This window comes from Kitasatospora sp. NPDC093558 (assembly GCF_040683475.1).
Taxonomy (GTDB): Bacteria; Actinomycetota; Actinomycetes; order Streptomycetales; family Streptomycetaceae; genus Kitasatospora.
This window is the reverse complement of record NZ_JBFBDY010000045.1, coordinates 1-26,400: the sequence shown is the minus strand read 5'-3', so window position 1 is coordinate 26,400 and position 26,400 is coordinate 1. Positions and strand designations below refer to the sequence as shown.

19 protein-coding genes are annotated in these 26,400 nt (G+C 69.4%); 2 read left to right on the top strand and 17 right to left on the bottom strand.

Annotated elements, in window-relative coordinates; translation table 11 throughout:
- Both AB0O00_RS07895 and AB0O00_RS07890 read left to right on the top strand, forming a co-directional pair.
- A partial coding sequence (locus AB0O00_RS07895) for a hypothetical protein (protein WP_363649264.1) occupies nucleotides 1-2,038 on the top strand: 2,038 nt, incomplete at its 5' end.
- A 226-nt stretch (nucleotides 2,039-2,264) separates the two neighbouring features.
- A complete protein-coding gene (locus AB0O00_RS07890) occupies nucleotides 2,265-3,977 on the top strand; it encodes an ABC transporter family substrate-binding protein (RefSeq protein WP_363649262.1) in 1,713 nt (570 codons plus the stop codon).
- 78 nt (nucleotides 3,978-4,055) lie between these two features.
- On the opposite strand, the gene AB0O00_RS07885 is transcribed toward AB0O00_RS07890, so the two are convergent.
- From AB0O00_RS07885 to AB0O00_RS07805, 17 genes are all read right to left on the bottom strand, one after another.
- Nucleotides 4,056-5,075, bottom strand: a complete 1,020-nt coding sequence (locus AB0O00_RS07885) for a dipeptide ABC transporter ATP-binding protein (RefSeq protein ID WP_363649260.1) — start codon at nucleotides 5,073-5,075, stop codon at nucleotides 4,056-4,058.
- Nucleotides 5,068-6,165: an ABC transporter ATP-binding protein gene (locus tag AB0O00_RS07880; protein ID WP_363649258.1), complete on the bottom strand. Its 1,098-nt coding sequence runs from the start codon at nucleotides 6,163-6,165 to the stop codon at nucleotides 5,068-5,070. Before AB0O00_RS07880 ends, AB0O00_RS07885 begins: the two co-directional genes overlap by 8 nt.
- Before the next feature lie 15 nt (nucleotides 6,166-6,180).
- On the bottom strand, nucleotides 6,181-7,110 hold the full coding sequence (locus AB0O00_RS07875) for an ABC transporter permease (RefSeq protein ID WP_363649256.1): 930 nt from the start codon (nucleotides 7,108-7,110) through the stop codon (nucleotides 6,181-6,183).
- On the bottom strand, nucleotides 7,103-8,047 hold the full coding sequence (locus AB0O00_RS07870) for an ABC transporter permease (RefSeq protein WP_363649254.1): 945 nt from the start codon (nucleotides 8,045-8,047) through the stop codon (nucleotides 7,103-7,105). The genes AB0O00_RS07875 and AB0O00_RS07870 overlap by 8 nt, the downstream gene beginning before the upstream one ends.
- 95 nt (nucleotides 8,048-8,142) lie before the next feature.
- Nucleotides 8,143-9,774, bottom strand: a complete 1,632-nt coding sequence (locus tag AB0O00_RS07865; RefSeq protein WP_363649252.1) for an ABC transporter substrate-binding protein — start codon at nucleotides 9,772-9,774, stop codon at nucleotides 8,143-8,145.
- A gap of 408 nt (nucleotides 9,775-10,182) precedes the next feature.
- Nucleotides 10,183-11,367, bottom strand: coding sequence for a dipeptide ABC transporter ATP-binding protein (locus tag AB0O00_RS07860; RefSeq protein ID WP_363649249.1), 1,185 nt, complete (start codon nucleotides 11,365-11,367; stop codon nucleotides 10,183-10,185).
- Nucleotides 11,357-12,409 carry an ABC transporter ATP-binding protein gene (locus AB0O00_RS07855; protein ID WP_363649247.1) on the bottom strand — a complete coding sequence of 351 codons (1,053 nt, stop codon included), beginning with the start codon at nucleotides 12,407-12,409 and terminating at the stop codon, nucleotides 11,357-11,359. Before AB0O00_RS07855 ends, AB0O00_RS07860 begins: the two co-directional genes overlap by 11 nt.
- Nucleotides 12,410-12,425: 16 nt before the next feature.
- Nucleotides 12,426-13,340, bottom strand: coding sequence for an ABC transporter permease (locus AB0O00_RS07850; protein WP_363649266.1), 915 nt, complete (start codon nucleotides 13,338-13,340; stop codon nucleotides 12,426-12,428).
- Between the two features lie 76 nt (nucleotides 13,341-13,416).
- Nucleotides 13,417-14,343 carry an ABC transporter permease gene (locus tag AB0O00_RS07845; protein ID WP_363649245.1) on the bottom strand — a complete coding sequence of 309 codons (927 nt, stop codon included), beginning with the start codon at nucleotides 14,341-14,343 and terminating at the stop codon, nucleotides 13,417-13,419.
- Between the two features lie 70 nt (nucleotides 14,344-14,413).
- On the bottom strand, nucleotides 14,414-16,036 hold the full coding sequence (locus AB0O00_RS07840) for an ABC transporter substrate-binding protein (protein ID WP_363649243.1): 1,623 nt from the start codon (nucleotides 16,034-16,036) through the stop codon (nucleotides 14,414-14,416).
- A 212-nt stretch (nucleotides 16,037-16,248) separates the two neighbouring features.
- Nucleotides 16,249-17,271: a dipeptide ABC transporter ATP-binding protein gene (locus tag AB0O00_RS07835; protein ID WP_363649241.1), complete on the bottom strand. Its 1,023-nt coding sequence runs from the start codon at nucleotides 17,269-17,271 to the stop codon at nucleotides 16,249-16,251.
- A complete protein-coding gene (locus AB0O00_RS07830; RefSeq protein WP_363649239.1) occupies nucleotides 17,264-18,313 on the bottom strand; it encodes an ABC transporter ATP-binding protein in 1,050 nt (349 codons plus the stop codon). Before AB0O00_RS07830 ends, AB0O00_RS07835 begins: the two co-directional genes overlap by 8 nt.
- A gap of 19 nt (nucleotides 18,314-18,332) precedes the next feature.
- Complete coding sequence (locus tag AB0O00_RS07825) at nucleotides 18,333-19,277, bottom strand: ABC transporter permease (RefSeq protein WP_363649237.1); 945 nt, start codon at nucleotides 19,275-19,277, stop codon at nucleotides 18,333-18,335.
- Complete coding sequence (locus AB0O00_RS07820) at nucleotides 19,270-20,214, bottom strand: ABC transporter permease (RefSeq protein WP_363649235.1); 945 nt, start codon at nucleotides 20,212-20,214, stop codon at nucleotides 19,270-19,272. The genes AB0O00_RS07825 and AB0O00_RS07820 overlap by 8 nt, the downstream gene beginning before the upstream one ends.
- A gap of 89 nt (nucleotides 20,215-20,303) precedes the next feature.
- Nucleotides 20,304-21,929, bottom strand: a complete 1,626-nt coding sequence (locus AB0O00_RS07815) for an ABC transporter substrate-binding protein (RefSeq protein ID WP_363649233.1) — start codon at nucleotides 21,927-21,929, stop codon at nucleotides 20,304-20,306.
- A gap of 431 nt (nucleotides 21,930-22,360) precedes the next feature.
- Nucleotides 22,361-24,265, bottom strand: a complete 1,905-nt coding sequence (typA, locus tag AB0O00_RS07810) for a translational GTPase TypA (protein WP_363649231.1) — start codon at nucleotides 24,263-24,265, stop codon at nucleotides 22,361-22,363.
- A 221-nt stretch (nucleotides 24,266-24,486) separates the two neighbouring features.
- The gene (locus AB0O00_RS07805) at nucleotides 24,487-26,301 is read right to left on the bottom strand and encodes an ABC transporter family substrate-binding protein (protein ID WP_363649229.1); all 1,815 of its coding nucleotides are present in this window, start codon (nucleotides 26,299-26,301) and stop codon (nucleotides 24,487-24,489) included.
- Nucleotides 26,302-26,400: the final 99 nt, after the last annotated feature.

The window sequence follows — 26,400 nt, the reverse complement described above, 5'->3', positions numbered from 1 at the left end:
GCAGATCCCGCCGATCCCGCCGGCGACCTCCGAGTCCGAGTCGACCGGCGCGTGGTTCCGGCCGCGGCAGAAGAAGGCCGCGTCGGCGCCCGGCGAGGCCGCGCCCGCCCCGGTCCCGGCCGGTGCGCCGGGTGCCGGCGACGGGCCGCAGGCCCAGCCGCAGCCCAAGGCGCAGTCCCAGGCCAAGCCGCAGGCCCAGCCGAACGGCACGCGTGCGAACGGCGCCCAGCCGAACGGCGCGCGCCCCGACGGCGCCCCGCGGAACGGCTCCCCGCGCCCCGGCCAGGGTGCCGCCCGGCCAGGCGGCCGTCCGGTGCCCGGCCAGGCCCAGGCCCACGGTGCCGCGCCCGCCCCGGCTCCCGCACCCCGCCCGGCCGGCCGGCCCGCCGCGCCGTTCGGCGGCCCGCAGGGCCAGGCGGACGAGCCCGGTGTGTACGAGGCCGCGGCGGCCCCGTTCGCCGCCGACCCGTTCGCCCCCGTTCCTCCCGCCGCGGCGACCCCCGCCGGCCCGCGCGGCCCGCAGAACGGCCGTCCGCAGAAGCGCGGTCCGCAGGGCTCCGGTGCCCCCGAGGGCCGTCCGCGGAACCGCGGCCCGCAGGGCGCCCGGCCCTTCCCGGCCGGCGGCGCGGCCGACCCCGAGGACACCTCCGTCGACGGCTTCGCGCCGGTCCGCGAGGACGTGCCCCCGGCGGCCGCCATACCCGGCCTGCCCCACAACGGCGCCCCGCAGCCCGGCCTGTTCGCGTCCGCGCCCACCGGCGCCGACCCGTTCGCCGCGCAGCGCCCCGGCACGCTCGCCGGCCAGGACGCGTTCGCGCCCGCGCCCGGCGGCCTCTTCCCCGGTGCCCCGGGCGGCCAGGGCTCCCCCGCCGACCCGTTCGGCAACGACCCGTTCAACGCCGCCCCGGCCCGCCCGCACCAGCCCGGCCGCGACCCGGAGTCCACCGAGGTCACCCCGCTGCCGGCCCCCGCGCCCGGCCCCCGCCCGGAGCCCGGCAGCCCGGCCCCCGGCACCCCGGAGCCCGCCAAGGCCCCGCCCGCCAAGGCGCAGGACAAGGCCCAGGGCAAGGCCAAGAAGAAGGGCGGCGCCGGCAAGAAGATCGTCAAGCTCGGCGTCTACGGCATCGGCGGCGTCCTGTTCCTCGGCGCCGCCGCGTACGGCACCGGCCTGATGCTGAACCAGTCGGACATCCCCAAGGGCACCGTGGTGCTCGGCACCGACATCGGCGGCAACAACCGCGACCAGGCCATCCACCAGCTCGACGAGACGGTGGGCAAGGTCGGCCAGCAGCCGCTCAAGCTGAAGATCGGCGACCAGACCGTCGACCTGGACCCGACGGTCGCCGGGCTCGGCTTCGACACCACGGCCACCGTGGACGGCCTCACCCAGCACAGCTACAGCCCGGTCGACGTCATCAAGTCGCTGAAGGGCGGCACGAAGAACGTCGCGCCGGAGGTGAAGGTCGACCGGGCCAAGCTCAAGGCCGCGCTCGACGGTCTGGCCGCCGGCGCCGGCCAGGGCCTCCAGGAGGGCTACGTCAAGTTCGGCGACTCCGGCGACCCGGTCGTCGTGCCGGGCAAGGCCGGCCAGGCGCTGGACTCCGCGGGCGCCGTCGCCGTGGTCGAGCAGGCCTACCGCGACCGCGCCGCCGGCAAGCCCGACCAGCCGGTCGCGCTGAACGTCACGGCCGCCCAGCCCAAGATCTCCGCCCAGGCCCTCCAGGCCGCCGCGGACGGCCTCGGCAAGTCGGCGGTCAGCGGCCAGATCCACCTCACGGCCGGCACCAAGACCTGGAACTTCGGCAAGCAGACCGCCGCCAAGACGCTCACCCTCGTCCCGGACGCCTCCGGCAAGATCGTGCCCAAGTGGGACCTGGACGCGCTGAACGCCCAGCTCGGCAACGTCTTCGACAAGGTGAAGATCAAGAAGAACGGCCAGTCCGTGGCGATCACCGCCCAGGACGTCGCCGACGCGCTCACGCCGCTGCTCGACAAGAGCGGCGACAAGGACCGCACCTTCAAGTTCACCGTCGCCTGAGCCGTGGCCCGGGGGTAGCCCGAGCCGTGGCCTGAGCCGCGGCCCGGGCGCCCGCACGCGACCGCCGCACGCGACCGCCGAGGGGCGGGCCGCCGTCTCCACCGAGAGGCAGCGGGCCCGCCCCTCGGCGTTTCTCGCCGCCCATGACCCCCTCTCGACAACTCCCGCCCGGCTCGCCAAGATGTGACGCCACACCATCCGTCACACACGCCTCAGGAGCACGCCCATGGGCCGCCCCCACCACCGGACGGCCCTGCTCTCCGGCCTCACCGTGCTCTGCCTCTCACTGACGCTCTGTTCGTGCGCCTCCCAGCCGGACGGCTCGCCCGGCGACGCGATGGCGTCCGCCCCGCAGTCGCCCAAGATCACGTCGACGGACGTCAATCCGCGCGACCGCGCCCAGCTGCGCCAGGGCGGCACCCTGAACCTCGCGATCGCGCAGTTCTCCCACCAGTGGTCGCCGGTCCACGCCGACGGCACCGAGTCCTCGACGGGCAGCGTCACCAAGCCGCTGCTGCCCACCTTCTTCCGCTCCGACGCGGCCGGCACCCAGACCCCCAACCCGGCCTACCTCCAGGACGCCCACGCCGAACTCAGGGACGGCCGGCAGGTGGTCGTCTGGACGCTCAACCCGAGGGCCCACTGGTCCGACGGCACCCCGATCACCTGGCGCGACATCGAGGCCGACTGGCGCGCGATGAACGGCAAGGACCCGGCGTACAAGTCCTCCAGCAGCACCGGCTTCGAGCTGGTCTCCTCGGTCGTGCCCGGCAAGGACGACTTCCAGGCCGTGATGACCTTCGACCAGCCGTTCTCCGAGTGGCAGTCGATGTTCAACGGCGCCGCCAACGCCCCGCTGCTGCCGGCGAGCAGGGTGAGCAGCCCGGACCTGTTCAACACCGCCTACCTGGACGCCATCCCGGTCACCGCGGGCCCGTTCAAGGTCGAGAAGCTGGACCCGGCGGCCCAGACCGTCACCCTGGTCGCCGACCCGGCCTGGTGGGGCGACAAGCCGCTGCTGGACCGGATCGTCTTCCACGCCATGACCCCCGCGACGATGGCCGCCGCCTTCGGCCGCGGCGAGATCGACCTGTTCAACAACGGCCCGGACGTCGCCGGGTACGAGGCCGTCAAGCGCACCAAGGGCGCCGTCGTCCGCCGGGCCGGCGGGCCCGACTTCCGCCAGCTCACCCTCAACGGCCGCAGCCCGCTGCTCACCGACGCCACCGTGCGCCAGGCCGTGTTCCAGGCGATCGACCGGGACGCGATCGCCCGCGACGACCTCAAGGGCCTCGACTGGCCGCCCGTCACGCTCAACAACCACCTGCTGGTCGCCAACCAGAACGCCTACCGCGACAACTCGCTCGGTCTCAGCCGCTACGACCCCGCCGAGGCCCGCCGCAAGCTCGACGCGGCCGGCTGGAAGCTCGACGGCGACGTCCGCCACAAGGACGGCCGCGAGCTGAACCTGCGGATCGTCGTCCCGGCCGGCGTCGCCACCGCCCAGGCCGAGGCCGCGAGCGTCACCGGGATGCTCAAGGCCGTCGGCGTGAAGGTCACCACCGTGCAGGCCGGCGCCAACGAGTTCTTCGACAAGTACGTCAACCGGCAGGACTTCGACCTCACCGTGTACGCGCTGCTCGGCACGCCCTTCCCGGCCAGCGGCAGCCGCGCCAGCTTCGTCCAGAGCAGTGGCAACAACCACTCCGGCACCGGCAGCGCGGCCGTCGACGCCGCCCTCGACCGGGCCGCCGCCGCACCCGACGCCGCCGGCGCCTCCGAGGCCATCAACCAGGCCGACGCCGAGCTGTGGAAGGTCGCCGGGATGCTCCCCCTCTACCAGCGGCCACAGCTGTACGGCGCCCGCGCCAACCTCGCCAACATCGGCGCGCAGGGCCTGTCCGACATCGTCTGGGAGAACGTCGGCTTCGAGAAGTGACCGGCCCGCCGGGCCCCCGCAACGCGGCGGCCGGGCCGCGGAGTCGGCGCACTCCACGGCCCGGCCGGCACGACGGGCTCAGGCGCTCCCGATCACGTCCCGCACCTCGGCGAAGTGGCAGGCCGACTCGTGCGCGGCCGGCCCCTTCAGCAGCGCGGGCACCGCGAGCAGCGGCACCTCCTCCGAGCACCGCTCCTGCGCCTTCCAGCAGCGGGTCCGGAACCGGCAGCCGGACGGCGGGTTGGCCGGCGACGGCAGGTCCCCGCTGAGCAGGATGCGCTCGCGCTGCTCGCGGCCGGTCGGGTCGGGCACCGGCACGGCCGACAGCAGGGCTTGGGTGTACGGGTGGGTCGGGTGCACGTAGATCTCGTCCTCCGTGCCGATCTCGACCATCTTGCCGAGGTACATCACGCCGACGCGGTCGGAGATGTGCCGGACGATGGAGAGGTCGTGCGCGATGAACATGTACGAGAGCCCGAACTCGCCCTGCAGCTGCTCCAGCAGGTTGATCACCTGCGCCTGCACCGAGACGTCGAGCGCCGAGACCGGCTCGTCACAGATGATGATCTCCGGCTTGAGCGCCAACCCCCGCGCGATGCCGATGCGTTGACGCTGGCCGCCGGAGAACTGGTGCGGATACCGGTTGATGTACTCCGGGTTGAGCCCGACGACGTCCAGGAGATCCTGAACGGCCTTGCGGCGATCGCCCTTCGGCGCCACCTCCGGGTGGATCTCGAACGGTTCGCCGATGATGTCGCCCACCGTCATGCGCGGGTTCAGTGACGTATACGGGTCCTGGAACACCATCTGGATGTTCCGCCGCACCGCCTTCAGCCCCGCCCCCGACAAGCGGGTGATGTCCTGGCCCTTGTACCGCACCTGGCCCGCGGTCGCCCGCTCCAGGCTCATCAGCACCTTGGCCAGCGTCGACTTCCCGCAGCCGGACTCCCCGACGATGCCCAGCGTCTCCCCCTTGACCAGGTCGAAGGAGATGCCGTCCACGGCCTTGACCGCGCCGACCTGCCGCTTGAAGAGGATGCCCTGCGTCAGCGGGTAGTGCTTGACCAGGTCCCGGACTTCCAGGATCGGCTCAGCCACGGAGGGTCTCCTTCCAGAAGTGGCAGGCGCTGTGCCGGCCCGGCAGGTCCCTGCCCTCCGCGTCCAGCACCGGTACGAGCGGCGGCAGTTCGGACCGGCAGACGTCCTGCGCACGGTCGCAGCGCGGGTTGAACGCGCAGCCCGTCGGGATCCGCAGCAGGTTCGGCGGCAGGCCCTGGATGGCGTACAGGTTCTGCCCCTTCTGGTCCAGCCGGGGGATCGAGTTGAGCAGGCCCCGGGTGTACGGGTGGGCCGGTCGCGCGTACAGCTCGTGGACGGGCGCCGTCTCGACGATCCGTCCCGCGTACATCACCGCGATCTTGTCCGCGACGTCGGCGACCACGCCGAGGTCGTGGGTGATCAGGATGAGCCCCATGTGGAACTCGTCCTGCAGCTCGGCGAGCAGGTCCATCACCTGGGCCTGGACGGTCACGTCCAGGGCGGTGGTGGGCTCGTCGGCGATGATCAGGTCGGGCTCCATCGAGAGCGCCATCGCGATCATGATGCGCTGGCGCATGCCGCCGGAGAACTGGTGCGGGAAGTCGTTCACCCGCTGCGCCGCCGCAGGGATGCGCACCCGCTCCATCAGCTCGACCGAGCGCTCCTTCGCCTCCTTGCGCGAGGCGCCCTGGTGCACCCGGAACATCTCGCCGAGCTGGTAGCCCACGCTGAGCACCGGGTTGAGCGAGGAGAGCGCGTCCTGGAAGATCATCGCGATCTTCCGGCCGCGCACCGCGCGCCGGGCCCTGGGGCTCATCGTCAGCAGGTCCTCGCCCCGGAAGAGCACCTTGCCGGCCGTGATCCGCCCGGGCGGCATGTCCAGGATGCCCATGATCGCCTGTGCCGTCACCGACTTGCCCGACCCGGACTCGCCGAGCACCGCCAGCGTCTCCCCGGCCGACACCGAGTAGCTGACGCCGTTGACGGCCTTGGCGACGCCGTCCCGGGTGGCGAACTCGACGTGCAGGTCGTCGACTTCGAGCAGCGGCGTGCCGGGCACCAGGTTCTCCCGGCGCGGGCCGGTTACCTCGATCGCGCCCACGCGCGCCCCGCCGTCCCTCGTGCCGGACGGCTTCGTCGTGTCAGTCATGGTCCGCGGCCCTCCTCAGCGCAGCTTGGGGTCGAGGGCGTCGCGCACCGCGTCGCCGAGCATGATGAACGCCAGCACGGTGATGCTCAGCACGACGGCCGGGAAGAGCAGCACGTGCGGGGCGTTCAGGAAGCGGGACTGGGCGTCGCTGATCATCAGGCCCCAGGAGATCGCCGGGGACTGGATGCCGATGCCCAGGTAGGACAGCGCGGCCTCGGCGCCGATGTACACGCCGAGGTTGATGGTGGAGACCACGATCACCGGCGCCACCGCGTTCGGCAGGATGTGCCGGGTGACGATCCGCCCGGTGCCGGCCCCGAGCGCACGGGCGGCGACCACGTAGTCGTTGTGCTTGTTGGAGATCACCGCCGAGCGCATCAGCCGGTAGATCTGCGGCCAGCCGAGCACCGCCATCACCGCCGAGACCGTCCAGGCGTTGCCCTTCTGCCAGGTCGACATGATGAGCATGCCGCCGAGCAGCAGCGGGATCGCGAAGAAGATCTCGGTCACGCGCGAGAGCAGGCTGTCCCAGAACCCGGCCAGCCAGCCGGCCAGCAGCCCGAGCGTGCCGCCGACCAGGACCACCAGCGAGGTGGTCAGGATGCCGACGATGATCGAGTTGCGGGCGCCCCAGATGGTCCGGGTGTAGACGTCGCAGCCCTGGACGTCGAAGCCGAACCAGTGGTCCCCGGAGGGGCGTTGCAGCGAGGACGAGAGCTCGCAGAAGCCGGCCGAGTTCGGGTCCTTGTCGGTGAACAGCTGCGGGGCGACGGCCATCGCCACCATGAGGAGCACCAGCAGTCCGCCGATGATGAAGAGCGGGTTGCGCCGCAGGTCGTACCAGGCGTCCGTCCAGAGGCTCGCCACCCGCTCATTGTCGCCCGTGGCGGGCGCCGCCTTCGTCGCCGGGGCCGTCGTGTCCAGCGCGTTCGTCGGCTCACTCATAGCGGATCCTCGGGTCAAGAACGGCGTAGAGCAGGTCGACCACCAGGTTGGTGAAGAGGTACACCATCACGAGGGCGCTCACGACGCCCACCACGATGGTGCGTTCGCGCAGGTACACGGACTGGAACAGCTGGTGTCCGATCCCCGGGATGTTGAAGATGCCCTCGGTGATCACCGCACCGCCCATCAGCGACCCCAGGTCCATGCCGAGGAAGGTGACGATCGGGATCAGCGCGTTGCGCAGCCCGTGCCGCACCACGACGCGCAGCGGGCTCAGGCCCTTGGCCACCGCCGTACGGACGTAGTCGGCCCGCATCACCTCGGTCAGGCTGGTCCGGGTGAGCCGGGCGATGTACGCGAGCGAGGTGGACGCGAGCACGAAGGCCGGCAGGAGGTAGGCGCGGAAGCCGTCGTCCTCGTTGAACGAGACCGGGAAGAAGTCGATGCCGTAGTCGTTGTGGAGCTTCACCCCGAGGAGCAGCTGGAGCACGAAGCCGATCACGAAGGTCGGGATCGAGATGACCATCAGGGTCGAGATCAGCACCAGGTTGTCGATGAACTTGCCGCGCCGCAGGGCCGCGACCACACCGGCGGTGACGCCCGCGCCCATCTCGATGACCAGCGCGGTCAGCGCGAGGTTGATGGTGTACGGGAAGGCCCTGGTCATCACGTCCACGACCGCGTGGCCGCGGTAGTCCTCGCCGAAGTCGCCCTGGAACAGGCCGGCCAGGTAGTGCCAGTACTGGAGGAAGAACGGATCGTCCAGGTGGTACCGGTCGTGCAGCATCGCGACGACCGTCGGGTCCGCGCGTTTCTCACCGGCCAGCGCTTGGATGGGGTCACCGGGCAGCAGGAAGACCAGTGCGTAGATCAGGAACGTCGCGCCGAGGATCACAGGTATGGCCTGGATGACCCGGCGGACCACATAGCGGCCCATGCGGCGGCCTCCTCGTGGTTGGGGCGCGTCGCCGACGGGCGGCACGGGGGTTCCCCGCGCCGCCCTGCGGGACGCACCGGTCAGGTGGAGCCGGGTCAGGCGAGTTCGACGGAGGCCAGGTCGATGCGGTTCTGGGCGTCGATGACGACGTTCTTGACGGTCTTGGTGTAGGCCCCGGAGCTCATGTAGGTGTACACCGGGACGTACGGCAGCTCCTTGAGCAGGATGTCGTCGGCCTGCTGGTAGAACTTCATGCCCTCGTCCTCGGTCTTCGCCTGGTCGGCCTTGGCGAGCAGCGCCTCGAAGTCCTCGTTGACGTAGCCGCCGTAGTTGGAGCCGTTCTCGATGGCGATCTTCGAGAAGATCGGGCGCAGGTAGTCCTCGATCGACGGGTAGTCCATCGACCAGGCCATGCGGAACGCGCCCGTGTACTCCTTCTTGCCGAGCGCGTCGAGGATCTTGCCGAACTTCTCGAACGGCTTGAAGGTGACGTCGATCCCGAGGTTGTTCTTCAGCTGGTTGCCGACCGCCTCGATCCACTCCTTGTGGCCGCCGTCGGCGTTGTAGCCGATCTCCAGCTTGTTGCCGGGCAGGCCGCCGGCCTGGGTGTAGAGCGCCTTGGCCTTCGCCGGGTCGTACTTGCAGGCGTCGCCGCAGGCGCCCTGGCGGTAGCCCGGGATGATCGGGCTGACGAAGTCGTCGGCCGGCTTGCGGGTGCCGGAGAAGATGGTCTTGGTGATCGCGTCACGGTCTATCGCCATCGAGATCGCCTTGCGCAGGTCGGGCTTGGCGAACGCCGGGTTGGTCGCGATCGGGAATCCGATGTAGCCGACGCCGGATTCCGGCTGGTAGATGTAGCGGTCGCCGAACTCCTGGCCCACCGTCGCCATCGCCGAGATCGGCAGCTTGTTGGTGATCTGGATGTTGTCCGCGCGCAGGTCGTTGTACGCGGTTTCCAGCTTGTCGTAAATCTTGAAGGTGACCGAATCGAGCTTGGCCTTTTTGCCCGGGAAGTTGTCGTAGCGCTTGACCTTGATCTGCTGGTTGTGCTGCCACGGACCGTCCATCTGGAACGGGCCGTTGCCGATCGGGTTGTCGCCGAAGGCCTTCGGGTCGTTGAAGAACACCTTCGGGAGCGGGTAGAAGGCGTTGTACCCGAGCATGGTCTTGAACTGCGAGAACGGCGCCTTGAGGGTGACGGTGAAGGTCTTGTCGTCGACGACCTTCAGGCCCTTGAGCTCCTTGGCGGCGGGCTTCTTGTCCTTGCCGGGGGCGAGTTCGTCGGAGCCGAGGACCTTGTCGAAGAACGGCAGGGCCTGCGCGGCGTTGTCCTGGTTCGCGCCCCAGTTCCAGGCGTCGACGTAGGACTGCGCGGTGACCTTCTCGCCGTTGTGGAAGGTGTAGCCGTCCTTGAGCTTGATCGTCCAGACGGTGGAGTCCGGGGACTCGATCGACTCGGCCATGTTCAGCCGGGGCGCGTTGGTCTTGGAGTCGTAGTCGACGAGCCCGACGAAGAGCGCGTACTCGACCTGGGTGCCCTCGGACTCCGCGGTGTTCTGGGGGATCAGGCCGTTCTGCGGCTCACCCAACTGGACGCTGATCGAGCCGCCGGTCTTGCCGCTCGCACCGCCGCCCGTCTTCTTGTCGTCGCCCGTGCTGCACGCGGAGACCGCGAGTGCCGTGCAGGCCGCCAGGGCGGTCAGGCGCATCGTCTTGGTGAGCCTCATTCAACTGCTCCTCGTTTTGGGGGCTTACGAACGAACGGCGGCCCCGCCACTCGGTGTGCCGGGCGTGACGGGGGTCGACATCTCAGGGCCGATCCGCACAGTTGGCGAGGTGACCACTGATACGCGCAAAGCAACTATCGATCAACCGACCGGCTTTCGGAATCCACGTCACATCTCTTTTCAATTACGCGCCGGGACCGGCCCGGACAATGCTCGCCAAATTCCGCATATCGCATCCGGAGCCGCCCGTTCCGGGCTCCGGAAGGCGGACGATGATCTCCGGTATTCGCGCGTTTACGAGGAGTAATCGATCATTTTCCGGCGTTTGCGCAGCACAGCGAAGGGCGCGCCCTCGAATCGAGGACGCGCCCTTGGTCCGCGCCGCCTGCCGCGACGTCGACCGAATCGTTACCCGGCCGCGGCGGCCCCCGTCCCGTTGTCCCGCTCCGCCGCGCTCTGCCCGATCTCGCGCTCCGCCGCGCTCTGCCCGACCTCGCGCTCCGCCGCGCTCTGCCCGACCTCGCGCTCCGCCGCGAAGTGACACGCCGACTCGTGCCGGGCCGCCCCTTCCAGCCACGACGGCGCCGTGAGCAGCGGGACCTCCACCGCGCACCGCTCCTGCGCCTTCCAGCAACGGGTCCGGAACCGGCACCCCGACGGCGGGTTGGCCGGCGAGGGCACGTCCCCGGTCAGCACGATCCGGTCCCGCGACTCCCGCGCGGTCGGGTCGGGCACCGGCACGGCCGACAGCAGGGCTTGGGTGTACGGGTGGGTGGCGTGGTCGTAGATCTCGGTGTCGGAGCCGATCTCGACCATCCGGCCGAGGTACATGACCCCGACGCGGTCGGAGATGTGCCGGACGATCGAGAGGTCGTGCGCGATGAACATGTACGAGAGGTTGAACTCGCCCTGGAGCTTCTCCAGCAGGTTGATGACCTGCGCCTGCACCGAGACGTCCAGCGCCGAGACCGGCTCGTCACAGATGATGACCTCCGGCTTGAGCGCCAACCCCCGTGCGATGCCGATGCGTTGACGCTGGCCGCCGGAGAACTGGTGCGGATACCGGTTGATGTACTCCGGGTTGAGCCCGACCACGTCCAGGAGATCCTGAACGGCCTTGCGCCGGTCGCCCTTCGGCGCCACCTCCGGGTGGATCTCGAACGGCTCGCCGATGATGTCGCCCACCGTCATGCGCGGGTTCAGCGAGGTGTACGGGTCCTGGAACACCATCTGGATGTTCCGCCGCACCGCCTTCAGCCCCGCCCCCGACAGCCGGGAGATCTCCTCGCCCTTGTACCGGACGGACCCCCCGGTGGCCGGCTCCAGGTTCATCAGCACCTTGGCCAGCGTCGACTTCCCGCAGCCCGACTCCCCGACGATGCCCAGCGTCTCGCCCTGCATCAGGTCGAAGCCGACCCCGTCGACCGCCTTCACCGCGCCGACCTGCTGCTTCAGCAGGACGCCCTTGGTCAGCGGGAAGTGCTTGACCAGGTCGCGGACTTCGAGGATCGGCTCGCCGCGCGCCACGTCCTGCTTGAACGCGACCTCCTCCGGCGTGATCGCCCCCAGCGCACTCGCCCCGTTACCGGCCATGGAGCGTCTCCTTCCAGAAGAAGCAGGCGCTGCCCCGCCCGGCCAGCGCGGTGCCGTCCTCCTCGGTCACGGGGAACAGCTCCGGCACCTCGGACCGGCAGATGTCCTGCGCCCGCGGACAGCGCGGGTTGAAGGCGCAGCCCTTCGGGATCCGCAGCAGGTTGGGCGGCAGCCCCTTGATCGCGTAGAGCTCCTGGCCCTTCTGGTCCAGGCGCGGGATCGAGTCCAGCAGGCCCCGGGTGTACGGGTGCGCGGGCCGCGCGTACAGCTCGTGGACTGGCGCTGTCTCGACGATCCGGCCCGCGTACATCACCGCGATCTTGTCCGCGACGTCCGCGACGACGCCGAGGTCGTGGGTGATCAGGATGAGCCCCATGTGGAATTCGGACTGCAACTCCGCGAGCAGGTCCATCACCTGGGCCTGGACGGTCACGTCCAGCGCGGTGGTGGGCTCGTCCGCGATGATCAGGTCCGGTTCGAGGGCCAGCGCCATCGCGATCATGATGCGCTGGCGCATGCCGCCGGAGAACTGGTGCGGGTAGTCGTTCACCCGCTGCTTCGCCGCCGGGATGCGCACCCGGTCCATCAGCTCGACGGCCTTGTCCTTGGCCTCCTGACGGGACGTCCCGTGGTGGGCCCGGAACATCTCGCCGAGCTGGAAGCCCACGCTGAGCACCGGGTTGAGCGAGGAGAGAGCGTCCTGGAAGATCATCGCGATCTTCCGGCCGCGGATCCGCCGCCGCTCCTCCCGGCCCATCTTGAGCATGTCCTGGCCGCGGAAGCGGATCTCACCGCGCGGGATGCGGGCCGGCGGCATGTCGAGGATGCCCATGATCGCCTGCGCCGTCACCGACTTGCCCGACCCGGACTCGCCCAGCACCGCCAGCGTCTCCCCCGCCCGGACGCTGTAGTTGACCCCGTTGACCGCCCGGGCCACGCCGTCCCGCGTGACGAACTCGACGTGCAGGTCCCGCACGTCGAGCAGCGGTCCCTCGTACGGCGCCTCCCGCCCCGGTTCGGTGGTGTCCACAGCTGTAGTCACGATGCGTTCCCCTCGCTCAGCGAAGCTTCGGGTCGAGGGCGTCGCGCACCGCGTCGCCCAGCATGATGAAGGCCAGCACGGTGACGGAGAGCGCCGCGGCCGGGAAGAACAGCACGTACGGTGCCGTCCGGATCACCTTCTGGGCGGAGGAGATGTCGATGCCCCAGGAGATGGTCGGGTCCTGCAGGCCGATGCCGAGGAAGCTCAGCGTCGCCTCGGTCGCGATGTAGCCGCCGAGCGCGATGGTCGCGACGACGATCACCGGCGCGATCGCGTTCGGCAGGATGTGCCGGAACATCAGCCGTCCGGTCCCGGCCCCGAGCGCCCGTCCGGCCACCACGTAGTCGGCCTGTTTGACGGTCAGCACGGCGCCGCGCATGACGCGGGCGATCTGGGTCCAGCCGAGGAAGCCGAGGGCGATGACCACGCTCCACACCGTGCGGGTGGAGAAGGCGTTCAGCAGCACCAGCGAGCCGAGCAGCAGCGGGATGCCGAAGAAGATGTCGACGATCCGGGAGATCACCGCGTCCACGCCGCCGCCGAAGTACCCGGCGACCATGCCGGCCAGGCCGCCGAGCACGGTGACCGTCGCGGTGACGCAGATGCCGACGGTGATCGAGGCGCGGGCGCCGTACACGACGCGGGCGTAGATCGACCGGCCCTGCCCGTCGTAGCCGAACCAGCCGGTCCCGAACACGTCCGACCAGTCCGGCCGGCGCAGGTAGTTGTGCACCAGGTCGGCCTTGCGCGGGTCGGCGTCGGTGAACGCCCACGGGAAGATCGCCATGATGACCAGCAGCAGGATCAGCACCGCCGAGATCAGGAAGATCGGCCGCCGCCGCAGGTCGCGCCAGGCGTCGCCCCAGAGGCTGCGGGCCTCCTCGCGCTTGACCGGGTCGGACTCGACCAGGGTCTCCTGCTCGACGGCCATGCCCTGCTCGCCCGCGTAGTCCAGGCGCGAGACGCCGGGCTTGGGGTGGGGCTCGAAGGAGTCTTCGTCGTGGATGTCAGGCATAGCGGATCCTCGGGTCCAGGACCGCGTAGAGCAGGTCGACGAGGAGACTGGCGACCAGGTAGACGATCACCAGGACGGTCACGATGCCGACCACCGTCGGCCCTTCCTTCTGGTTGATCGCCCGGTACAGGACGTTGCCGATGCCCTGCACGTTGAAGATGCCCTCGGTGACGATCGCGCCGCCCATCAGGGCGCCCAGGTCGGTACCGAGGAACGTGACCACCGGGATCAGCGAATTGCGCAGCAGGTGGCGGGAGATGATGGTCCGCCGGGGCAGCCCCTTGGCGACCGCCGTGCGCATGTAGTCGGCCCGCAGGTTCTCGCCGATCGAGGTCCGGGTGAGCCGGGCGACGTACGCGAGCGAGAGCGAGCCGAGCACCATCGCCGGCAGGATCAGCTGCGAGAGGTCGTAGCTGTTCTGCACCGTCGGCGTGACCCAGCCCAGGTTGGTGGCGAACACCGTCTGCGCGATGTACGCGAGCACGAAGACCGGGATCGAGATCACCAGCAGGGTCAGGATCAGCACCAGGGTGTCCTGCACGCTGCCGCGCTTGAGGCCGGAGACGAGCCCGAGGCACAGGCCGAGGATCATCTCGAACACGAAGGCCAGCAGCGCGAGCCGGATGGTGACCGGGAAGGCGTCCGCCATGATGTCGGTGACCGGACGGCCGGTGAAGCTGGTTCCGAAGTCCCCCTGGAAGAGGTTGCCCATGTAGTGCAGGTACTGCTTCCAGACCGGCTGGTCGAGGTAGTACTTGTGCTTGATGCTGGCCACCACGGCCGGGTCGGCGGCCTTCTCGCCGAACAGCGCCGCCACCGGGTCGCCCGGCAGCGTGTAGACCATCAGGAAGATCAGCAGCGTGGTGCCGAAGAACACCGGGATCATCTGCAGCACCCGCCGCAGCACGTAACTGCCCATCCGAGCCTCCTTCCGAGGTGGCCGGGCCCCGCCCTCCGTGCGGTGAGGGCGGGGCCGGCGGGAGAGGGGATCAGCCCTTGACCTCGACCTGGGTCCAGGCCGGGTTGCCGAAGGAGTCGAACTTCACGTTCTGCACCTTGGTGGAGTAGCCCGAGTTGGTCCGGTAGTACCAGAGCGGGAGGGTCGGCATGCCGCTCGCCAGCACCGCCTCGGCTGCCTGGTAGCCGGTGACCGTGTCGGCGACGCTGGGGGCCTCGTCGGCCTGCTTGGCGGCCTGGTCGAACTGCGGGCTGCTGTACCCCGTGTCGTTGGACGCGGCGCCGGTGCGGTACACGTCCGCGAGGAAGTTGGCGTTGAGCGGGTAGTCCTGCACCCAGCCCGTCCGGAACATGCCGTCGACCTGGTGTCCGGTGATCGCCGCGCGCGCGGTCTTGAAGTCGGGCTTCGGGTCGCCCGTGCAGTCCACTCCGGTGCTCTGCCGGATCGAGTTGCACACCGCGTCGACCCACTCCTTGTGGCCGCCGTCCGCGTTGTAGAGGATGGTCAGCTTGTTGCCGGGGACGCCGCCGCCCTCGGTGATCAGTGCCTTGGCCTTCGCCGGGTCGAACTTGCAGAAGTCGCCGCAGGTGCCTTCCTTGTAGCCCTCGACGCCTTCGGCCACCCACGCGCTGGCGGCCTTGCGGGAGCCCTGGAGCACGGTCTTGGTGATGGTGTCGCGGTCGATCGCCATCGAGATGCCCTGGCGGACCTTGGCCTTGTCGGGCGCGGACCAGTCGGCCTGGTAGAGCGTGAAACCGACGTTCTGGATGGCACCCTGCGGGGAGTCGATCGCCCGGTCGCCGAGGTCGCTCTTGTAGGTGGCCAGCGCGGACGGCGGCACCTGGTCCATCACGTCCAGGTTGCTGGACTGGAGGTCGGCGTAGGCGGCCTCGGACGTGTTGTACATCTTGAAGACGACGCCGCCGTTCTTCGGCTTGTCCACGCCCTGGTAGTCCGCGAAGGTCTTGGTGACGACCTCCTGGTTGTGGGACCAGCTGACGAACTGGTACGGCCCGTTGCCCACGGGCTTCTGCCCGTACCCGGCCGGGTCCTTGAAGAAGCCGTCCGGCAGCGGCGAGAAGGCGATGTAGCCGAGCTTGTACTCGAAGTACGAGACCTTGTTGCTCAGCTTGACGGTGAAGTGCAGGTCGTCCTGGACGGTCAGACCGGACATCTTGTCCGCCGTCGGCTGGCTGCCCTTGCCCGGGTGGACGTCCTTGTAGCCCTCGATGTCGGAGAACCAGGAGCTGTTGATCTGGTTGTTGGCGGTGGACGCGCCCCAGTTCCAGGCGTCGACGAAGTTCTTGGCGTGCACCGGGGTGCCGTCGTGGAACTTCCACCCGTCCTTCAGCGTCACCGTGAAGGTCTGCGAGTCGCTGGTGTCGATCTTGTCGGCCACCTGCATGCGGATCTTCGCGGTGGTGGGGTCGTAGTCGACGAGCCCCTTGAACAGGTTCTGGATGATGCGACCGCCGCCGGTCTCGTTCGCGTTGGCGGGCTGCAGCGGGTTCTGCGGCTCACTGCTCTGGTAACTGAAGGTCTTGCTGGTGTCCGACGAGCTGCTGCCGCCCCCGCTGCTGCTGCACCCGGTGGCCACCAGGACCACGGACGTCGCAGCGGCGAGGACCCAACGAGCACGGGCGGCTACGGGCATGGAGGTCCCTCCTCAAGGTGTGTGTCGCATCACACCCCATGAGAAGCGCGCCCCGGCGACGGCGCGAGTCGGGTACCCCCGGACGGGTGCGCTCGGCCGCACGCGGAGTTGACGCAGCGCCGGATCGACGCAGCGCCGAGTTAACAGAAATGCCGGAAGGGCCCGTGGCGGGAAGCCACGGGCCCTTCCGGGTGCGTCACGGGCGCCGGCGGTCAGGCCGCGGCCGTCGCCGTCTCCCGCACCTCGGCGAAGTGGCAGGCCGACTCGTGCGCGGCCGGGCCCTTCAGCAGCGAGGGGACCGCGAGCAGCGGCAGCTCCTCGGAGCAGCGGTCCTCCGCCTTCCAGCAGCGGGTGCGGAAGCGGCAGCCGGACGGCGGGTTGGCCGGCGAGGGGATGTCGCCGGTCAGGATGATCCGGTCGCGGTTCTCGCGCGCGGTCGGGTCCGGCACCGGCACCGCGGAGAGCAGCGCCTGGGTGTACGGGTGGGTGGCGTTGTCGTAGATCTCCTCGTCCGTGCCGATCTCGACCATCTTGCCGAGGTACATCACGCCGACGCGGTCGGAGATGTGCCGGACGATGGAGAGGTCGTGGGCGATGAACATGTACGACAGGCCGAACTCGGTCTGCAGCTGCTCCAGCAGGTTGATCACCTGCGCCTGGACGGACACGTCCAGGGCGGAGACCGGCTCGTCGCAGATGATGATCTCGGGCTTGAGCGCGAGGCCACGGGCGATGCCGATGCGCTGGCGCTGACCGCCGGAGAACTGGTGCGGGTACCGGTTGATGTACTCCGGGTTCAGGCCGACGACGTCCAGGAGGTCCTGGACGGCCTTGCGGCGGTCGCCCTTCGGAGCCACCTCGGGGTGGATCTCGAACGGCTCGCCGATGATGTCGCCGACCGTCATGCGCGGGTTCAGCGAGGTGTACGGGTCCTGGAACACCATCTGGATGTTCCGGCGCACGGCCTTGAGGGCCTGGCCGGTCAGCTTGGAGATGTCCTCGCCCTTGAACAGCACCTGGCCGGAGGTGGCCCGCTCCAGGTTCATCAGCACCTTGGCCAGCGTGGACTTGCCACAGCCGGACTCGCCGACGATGCCGAGCGTCTCGCCCTTCATCAGGTCGAAGGAGATGCCGTCGACCGCCTTGACCGCGCCGACCTGCTTCTTGAAGAGGATGCCCTGGGTCAGCGGGTAGTGCTTGACCAGGTCCTTGACCTCCAGGATGGGCTCAGCCATGGAGGGTCTCCTTCCAGAGGTGGCACGCGCTGCGGCGGCCGGTGAGCTCCTTGCCGTCCTTGTCGGTCACCTGGTGCAGCGCGGGGATCTCCGTGCGGCACAGGTCGGTGGCGACGTCACAGCGGGGGTTGAACGCGCAGCCGGCCGGGACCTTCAGCAGGTTCGGGGGCAGACCCTTGATCGCGTACAGCTCCTGGCCCTTCTGGTCCAGGCGCGGGATGGACCGCAGGAGGCCCTTGGTGTACGGGTGCGCCGGGTTGGCGTACAGCTCGCGCACCGGGGCGGTCTCGACGATCCGGCCGGCGTACATGACGGCGATCTTGTCCGCGACGTCGGCGACCACGCCGAGGTCGTGGGTGATCAGGATCAGGCCCATGTTGTACTCGGCCTGCAGCTCGGCGAGCAGGTCCATCACCTGGGCCTGGACGGTCACGTCCAGGGCGGTGGTGGGCTCGTCGGCGATGATCAGGTCGGGCTCCATGGAGAGCGCCATGGCGATCATGATGCGCTGGCGCATGCCGCCGGAGAACTGGTGCGGGTAGTCGCCCACGCGCTGCCTGGCGGCGGGGATGCGGACCCGCTCCATCAGCTCGATGGCCTTCTCCCGGGCCTCCTTCTTGGAGGCGCCGCGGTGCACCCGGAACATCTCGCCCAGCTGGGCGCCGACGGTCATGACGGGGTTCAGCGAGGACAGCGCGTCCTGGAAGATCATCGCGATCTTCTGGCCGCGGATCAGCCGGCGCTCCTCCTCCTTCATGGCCAGCATGTCCTGGCCGCGGAAGAGGATCTGGCCCTGGCTGATCTTGCCGGGCGGCATGTCGAGGATGCCCATGATGGTCTGGGCGGTCACCGACTTGCCGGAGCCGGACTCGCCGAGCACCGCCAGGGTCTCACCGGCGGCCACGGAGTAGTTGACGCCGTTCACGGCCTTCGCGACGCCGTCCCGGGTGTGGAACTCCACGTGGAGGTCCTTGACCTCCAGCAGCGGGGTGCCAACTTCGAGCCGGCCGCTCTTCTGGTTCTTCTCGATCACGGTGGTCATCGGGTCGTCACCTCTTCTCTCAGCGGAGCTTCGGGTCGAGGGCGTCGCGCACCGCGTCGCCGAGCATGATGAAGGCCAGCACGGTGACGCTCAGGACCGCGGCGGGGAAGAGCAGCACGTGCGGGGCCGCCAGGAAGCGGACCTGGGCGTCGCTGATCATCAGGCCCCAGGAGATCTGCGGGGACTGGACGCCGATGCCCAGGTAGGACAGGGCGGCCTCGGCGCCGATGAAGACACCCAGGCTGATCGCGGCGACGACGATGACCGGCGCGATGGCGTTCGGCAGGATGTGCCGGAAGGTGATCCGGCCCGCGCCGGCGCCCAGGGCGCGGGCGGCCATCACGTAGTCGTTGTTCTTGTTGGACAGCACGGAGGCGCGCATGATGCGGAAGATCTGCGGCCAGCCGAGGACGGCCATCACCAGCGAGACGCTGTAGGCGTTGCCCGAGAACGGCAGCATCGACATGATCAGCATGCCGCCGAGCAGGGTCGGGATCGAGAAGAAGATCTCGGTCACGCGCGACAGGATCGAGTCGATGACCCCGCCCTTCCAGCCGGCCCACAGGCCGAGGAGGGAGCCGACCAGGGTGACCACGGTAGTGGTCAGGATGCCGACGATGATCGAGTTGCGGGCGCCCCAGATGGTGCGGGTGTAGTTGTCGCAGCCCTGGACGTCGTAGCCGAACCAGTGGTCGGCGCTCGGGCGCTCCAGCGAGTGCGACAGGTCGCACGCGCCGTTGTCGAACGGGCTGCCGTCGGTGAACCACCCCGGCACGACCGAGATGACGATCAGCGCCAGCACCAGCACGCCGCCGATGATGAACAGCGGGTTGCGGCGCAGGTCGCGGATCGCGTCCGACCACAGGCTGGCGACGCGCTCCGGCTTCTCGGTCTTCGCCGGCGCGGTCTTCGGGTCGTTGCCCCCGGCCGGCGCCGAGGCGTCCTTGGTGATGGTGTCACTCATAGCGAATCCTCGGGTCGAGCACGGCGTACAGCATGTCCACGAGCAGGGTGGTCAGGAGGTAGATCAGCACCAGCAGCGTGACGATGCCGACGATGACCGTGCCCTGCTTCTGGTACACGGCCTGGGCGATGAGGCCACCGATGCCGTGCATGTTGAAGATCTTCTCGGTGATCACCGCGCCGCCCATGAGGCCACCGAGGTCGGCACCGAGGAAGGTGACGATCGGGATCAGGGCGTTGCGCAGCGCGTGCCGGACGATCACCCGACGGCGCTTCAGGCCCTTGGCGACCGCGGTGCGGACGTAGTCCGCGCGCATGGTCTCCATCAGGCTGGTGCGGGTCAGCCGGGCGACGTACGCGAGCGACAGCGACGCGAGGACGAAGGCCGGCAGCAGGTACGCGCGGATCCCGTCCTCTTCGTTGAAGGAGACCGAGAAGAAGTCGATGCCGTACGAGTTCTTCAGCTGGACGCCGAGCACCAGCTGGAGGATGAAGCCGGTGACGAACACCGGGACCGAGATGACCAGCAGGGTGCTGATGAGGACCAGCTGGTCGAGGAACTTGCCCTTGCGCAGGGCCGCCATGACACCCGCCGCCACACCGACGACCGCCTCGATGACGAACGCCACCACAGCGAGGTTGACGGTGTACGGGAACGCTTCGCCGAGCATGTCGGCCACCTTGCGACCTTGCAGGCTCTCGCCCAGGTCACCGCGGAAGACACCCGAGATGTAGTCCCAGTACTGAACGAAGAACGGCTCGTCCAGGTGGTACCTCTGGCGGATCATCGCCGCCACGATCGGGTCGGCGCGCTTCTCGCCCGCGAGCGCCTGCACCGGGTCACCGGGCAGGAAGAAGACGATCGCGTAGATCAGGAACGTCGCACCGATGAGAACAGGGATCGCCTGTATCAACCGGCGGATCACATAGCGGCCCATCAGACCTCCATACTTTCGGACAAGGAAGGGAGGCGGGCAGAGCCGGACTGTGGTCCGGTCCGCCCGCCCCCGATCGTCTGACTACCGGATCAGCCGGCCATCTCAATCACACTCAGGTCGAAGCGCATCTGCGCATCCGTGTTGAAGTTCTTGATCTTCTTGCTGTACGCAGCGGAGGACTGGTACGTGTAGACCGGGATGTACGGCATGTCCTTGATCAGGATGTCGTCGGCCTGCTGGTAGAGCTTGATGCCCTCGTCCTCGGTCTTCGCCGCGTCGGCCTGGTTCAGCAGGGTCTCGAACTGGTCGTTGACGTAACCGCCGTAGTTCGAGCCGCTGTCGATGGCGACCTTCGAGAAGATCGGGCGCAGGTAGTCCTCGATCGACGGGTAGTCCATCGACCAGGCCATGCGGAAGGCGCCCTGGTACTGCTTGGCCTGCAGCGCGTCCAGGATCTTGCCGAACTTCTCGAACGGCTTGAAGGTGACCTCGACGCCGAGGTTCTTCTTCAGCTGGTTGCCGACGGCCTCGATCCACTCCTTGTGGCCGCCATCGGCGTTGTAGCCGAGCTCCAGGGTGTTGTTCGGCAGACCGCCGGCCTGGGTGAAGAGGTCCTTGGCCTTGGCCGGGTCGTACTTGCAGGCGTCGCCGCAGGCGTCCTTGCGGTAGCCGTTGATCAGCGGGCTGATGAAGTCCGAGGCCGGGACGCGGGTGCCGGCGAAGATCGTCTTGGTGATCGAGTCACGGTCGATCGCCATCGAGATCGCCTTGCGGATCTCCGGCTTCTGGAAGGCCGGGTTGTAGGCGATCGGGAAGCCGATGTAACCGACGCCCGACTCCGGCTTGTTGATGTAGCGGTCGCCGAACTCGCTGGCGACGGTGGACATCGCGGAGATCGGGAGCTTGTTGGTGGCCTGGATGTTGTCGGCGCGCAGGTCGTTGTACGCGGTGTCCAGGTTGTCGTAGATCTTGAAGGTCACGTTCTGCAGGTGAGCCTTGGCGCCACCGTAGTTGTCGTAACGCTTGACCTTGATCTGCTTGTTGTGCTCCCAGTCGCCGTCCATCTGGAAGGGACCGTTGCCGATGGGGTGCTCACCGAAGGCCTTCGGGTCCGAGAAGAACGCCGTCGGCAGCGGGTAGAACGGGTTGTAACCCAGCATCGTCTTGAACTGGGAGAACGGCGACTTCAGGGTGACGGTGAAGGTCTTGTCGTCGACGACCTTCAGGCCCTTGAGCTCCTTGGCGGTGGGCTTCTTGTCCTTGCCCGGGGCCAGCTCCTCGGAGCCGAGGATCTTGTCGTAGAAGGGCAGGCCCTCGGCGGCGTTGTCCTGGTTGGCACCCCAGTTCCAGGCGTCCACGTAGGACTTGGCGGTGACCTTCTCGCCGTTGTGGAAGGTGTAGCCGTCCTTGAGCTTGATCGTCCAGGTCGTGCTGTCCGCGGACTCGATCGACTCGGCCATGTCGAGCTTCGGCGCGTTGGTCTGGATGTCGTACTTGACCAGGCCGCTGAAGAGGTTGTACAGGATCTCGGAACCCTCGGACTCCGCAGTGTTCTGCGGAACCAGACCGTGCTGGGGCTCACCGGACTGGACGGCGATGCTGCCGCCGTCCTTCGAGGCCGAGTCGCTGCTCTTCGAGCTGGTGCTGCAAGCGGTCGCGGCCAGGGCGATCGCGGTCGCCGCGACGAGCCACTTGGTCTGGGTTGCACCACGCATGGGGGATGCCTCCTGAAATCGACTTTCCAACGAGGAGAGCACTGCGGGTGGTTGATACCGGATCCGCGGTGCCGTCCGCGCTCGTGGTTTCGGCGCGCACCCCTGCGCGTTAACCCTTGACCCGAGCCTGACTGGCTCCACTATCCGTCACGCACGGACACGAAAGTGACCACTGCCGATCTCAATTAGGTCACATGAACGGTCGGTAAGTTTCGAAAACCGGACATATGAGACATAGCCAGACAGGTACCAAACGGACAGTCGTCATGAATGACGGACTGTCATGTTCGCTCAGCGGACACTCCAGTGTGATAGGCGCTATTCCGTTTATACGCGCATCGACAACTTGGGGTGATTGAAAAAGTTCGCCCCCCTCTCCACTGGAAAGGGGGGCGGAACTTTCCGGCCAAAGGCCGATCAAACTGTCGGGATCACGCCTTCTTGGCGCGCGACGCGGTGCGGCCGCGGTCCTTCTGGTCCAGGACGACCTTGCGGATGCGAACCGTTTCCGGGGTCACCTCGATGCACTCGTCCTCGCGGCAGAACTCCAGCGACTGCTCCAGCGAGAGCTTGCGCGGCGGGACGATCGACTCGGCCACGTCGGCGGTCGAGGACCGCATGTTGGTGAGCTTCTTCTCCTTGGTGATGTTCACGTCCATGTCGTCGGAGCGCGAGTTCTCGCCGACGATCATGCCCTCGTACACCTCGGTGCCCGGCTCGCAGAAGAGCACGCCGCGCTCCTGCAGGTTGGTCATCGCGAAGGCGGTGACCACGCCGGCCCGGTCGGCGACCAGCGAGCCGTTGTTGCGGGTCGTCAGCGTGCCGAACCACGGCTCGTGGCCCTCGTGGATCGAGTGGGCGATGCCGGTGCCGCGGGTGTTGGTGAGGAACTCGGTACGGAAGCCGATCAGGCCGCGGGACGGCACGACGAACTCCATACGGACCCAGCCCGAGCCGTGGTTGGACATGTTGTCCATCCGGCCCTTGCGGATGCCCATGAGCTGGGTGACGGCGCCCATGTGCTCCTCGGGGACGTCCACGGTGAGGCGCTCGACCGGCTCGTGCGTCTTGCCGTTGACCTCCTTGGTGACCACCTGCGGCTTGCCGACGGTCAGCTCGAAGCCCTCGCGGCGCATGGTCTCGATGAGGATGGCCAGCGCCAGCTCACCGCGGCCCTGCACCTCCCAGGCGTCCGGGCGCTCGGTGTCCAGGACGCGCAGCGAGACGTTACCGATGAGCTCGCGGTCCAGGCGGTCCTTCACCTGGCGGGCGGTGACCTTGCGGTCGACCTTGGCGCCGGACTTGGCGTCCGCGCCCTTGCCGCTGCCACCGCGGCCGACGAGCGGCGAGGTGTTGGTGCCGATGGTCATCGAGATGGCCGGCTCGTCCACCGTGATCAGCGGCAGCGCGACCGGGTTCTCCGGGTCGGCCAGGGTCTCGCCGATCATGATGTCGGAGATGCCGGCGACGGCGCAGATGTCACCGGGGCCCGCGACCTCGGCCGGCTTGCGGGTGAGCGCCTCGGTCATCAGCAGCTCGGAGATGCGGACGTTCTGGATCGAGCCGTCGCGCTTGATCCAGGCCACGGTCTGGCCCTTGCGCAGCTCGCCCTGCTCGACGCGCAGGAGCGCGATGCGGCCGAGGAAGTTGTCGGCGTCCAGGTTGGTGACGTGGGCCTGGAGGGGGGCGTCCTCGTCGTAGCTCGGGGCCGGGACGTGCTCCAGCAGGGTGGAGAAGAACGGCTCCAGGCTGGTGCTGTCGGCCGGGACGGTGCCGTTCTCCGGCTTGGTCAGCGAGGCGACGCCGTCACGCGCGCACGCGTAGACGATCGGGAACTCGATCTGGTCCTCGTCGGCGTCCAGGTCCAGGAAGAGGTCGTAGGTCTCGTTGATGACCTCGTCGATCCGGGAGTCCGGGCGGTCCGTCTTGTTGATGCAGAGGATGACGGGCAGACGGGCCGAGAGCGCCTTGCGGAGCACGAAGCGGGTCTGCGGCAGCGGGCCCTCGGAGGCGTCGACGAGGAGCACGACCGCGTCCACCATCGACAGACCGCGCTCGACCTCGCCACCGAAGTCGGCGTGGCCCGGGGTGTCGATGATGTTGATGGTGATCGGCGCGCCACCGTCCTTGGGGTGGTACTTGACCGCCGTGTTCTTCGCGAGAATGGTGATGCCCTTCTCGCGCTCCAGGTCGTTCGAGTCCATCATGCGGTCGTCGAGCTGCTGGTGGGCGGCGAAGGCGCCGGCCTGCTTCAGCATGGCGTCGACCAGGGTGGTCTTGCCGTGGTCGACGTGGGCGACGATGGCGACGTTACGGATGTCGTTGCGCGTGGGCATGCCTAGCGGATTCTCCCGGAATCGTGGGTTACGGCGCCCGGCCGCGAGACGCGCACTTGCGGCCGCTGTTCGGCCGCCGTCACCCGTTCGCCTGCTACTACCGGTCCACCCGCCGGGCATCTGGACATGCCTCGGCTTTCTCCTATGGTACGGGGAAGGGCGCACCGGGGCAGAAACGAGCCCATCCGGCGGGATCAACATCACAGTCAGGTCACGCCGGGCTACGGCGTCCGGGACCACCCGACGTCCTGGAAGCGCGGCCAGTCGAAGCCCCACACCCCGGCCCCGGCCACGCCCGAGCGGACGCCGACCAGCTCCGGCCGCTGGTAGAGCGGCACCGAGTGGCCGAGCTGCCAGATCCGGACGTCCGCCTCCTGGAGCAGGTCCAGGCGGGTGGCCGGGTCGAGTTCGCCGGCCGCCCGGTCGAAGAGGCGGTCGATCTCCTCGGTGCCGCTGCGGCCGTAGTTGCTGCCGGGGTCGAGCGCGCCGTCCTGGTCCGGCCGGGGCTTGGCGTAGGCCGGGCGCTGCAGGCTCGCCGGGCCGGGGCCGGCCGGCCAGGAGAACAGGGCGAGGTCGTAGTCCCCCACCGCGAGGTGGTCCTTGACGAAGGTGTCGGCGGGCGCGGTCACCGTCCGCAGGGCGACGCCCTGCTCGGCGAGGCCGGCCGTGAGGGCGTCGGCGGTGCGCTTCGCGGTCGCGGAGCCGGCCGGGACGAGCAGGTCGAGGGCGAGGGCCTTGCCGTCCTTGGTCCGCGGGCCGCCGCCGTCCGGGCGCTTCCACCCGGCCTCGTCGAACAGCCGGGCGGCGTCGGCGGGGCCGGCGGCGGCGCTGTTGTCGCGGTAGCCGTCCTGGTCGCCCGCGAGGAGGTGGCTGCCCAGCGCGGCCGGGGCGATGCCGAGCGGGGTGAGGGCCGCGTCGGCGACGCGCCGCCGGTCGACGGCCCGGCCGACGGCGAGGCGCAGCGCCGGGTCGGTGAGCGGGGCCCGGGCGGCGTTGAGGGTGAGCTGGGTGAGCGAGGCCGCGGTGGCCCGGTGCACGGTGACGCCGGGCAGCGACTCGGCGCGCCGCAGGGCGAGCGCCGCCGCCCCGGGCGCGGCGGCGGGCGGGGCGGCTGGCGCGGCGGCGGGCGGGGCGGCCGCCGAGGGGCTCGCGGTCGGCGCCGGGGGCACCGCCCGGTCCACGGCCGCGGTGATCGGGGCGATGTCGAGCCGGTCCTGGTCCAGCGCGTCGATCCGCCGTTCGGGCGCCACCGCGAGGAAGTCGATCCGGTCGGCGTTCGGCCGGTCGCCCCACCAGAGCGGGTTGCGCACCACCGTCACGAGCCCGTCCTCGGCGTCGTACCGGGACACCGTGTACGGCCCGGCGCCGAGGTGGCCGCCGCCCGTGAGCGCCTGGTTGAACGAGGCGGCGGTGGACGTCTCGGCCGCCGGGTACAGCGGGCCGAAGAGGGACTGCCACTCGGCGAAGGGCCGCCGGAAGGTGACCTTGACCTCGTGCGGGTCGGCGCCCTGGCCGATCGCGTCGATGGCGTCGTACCCGGCCGGGTGCCCGCTCCCATAGGCCGGGTCGAGGCCGGAGAGCGCGGCCCGCTGGGCGATGAGGTCGGCGGCCGTCAGCGGGGTGCCGTCGCTCCAGACGGCGTGCGGGTTGAGCCGGTAGGTGACGACCTGCGGCTGCTGCCCGGGCGGCGTGGATTCGGCGCCGGCCAGGTAGTCCGGGTCGGGGACGAGCCGCCCGTGCCCGTCGGGCCGGAAGAGCGACGGGTAGAGGGCGTGCGCGAGCAGCGCGGAGTCGGCGGTCGCGGCGGGCTGGTAGACGTTGAGCGTCGCGGGGACGCGGTCGACGGCCCAGCGCAGCGTCCCGCCGTCGCGGACGGCGGTGCGGTCGACGGGCCGGACGTCCCCGGTGGCGGCGGTGACCTCGGGGAGGGGCTCGGGGGCCGGGGGCCGGGCCGGGGCCGGGCGGTCGGAGCAGCCGCCGAGGACGGCGGCGAGCAGCAGCGCGGCGGCTGCGGCGGTGAGCTGGCGGACGCGCATGGCGGCCATCGAACGCCGACCGGCCGGGCGCGCCCGCGCCGACACGGCGGTCCGCCGGGCGACTGCACCAGGAGGGCAGATCCCTGTCGCCGTGCACCA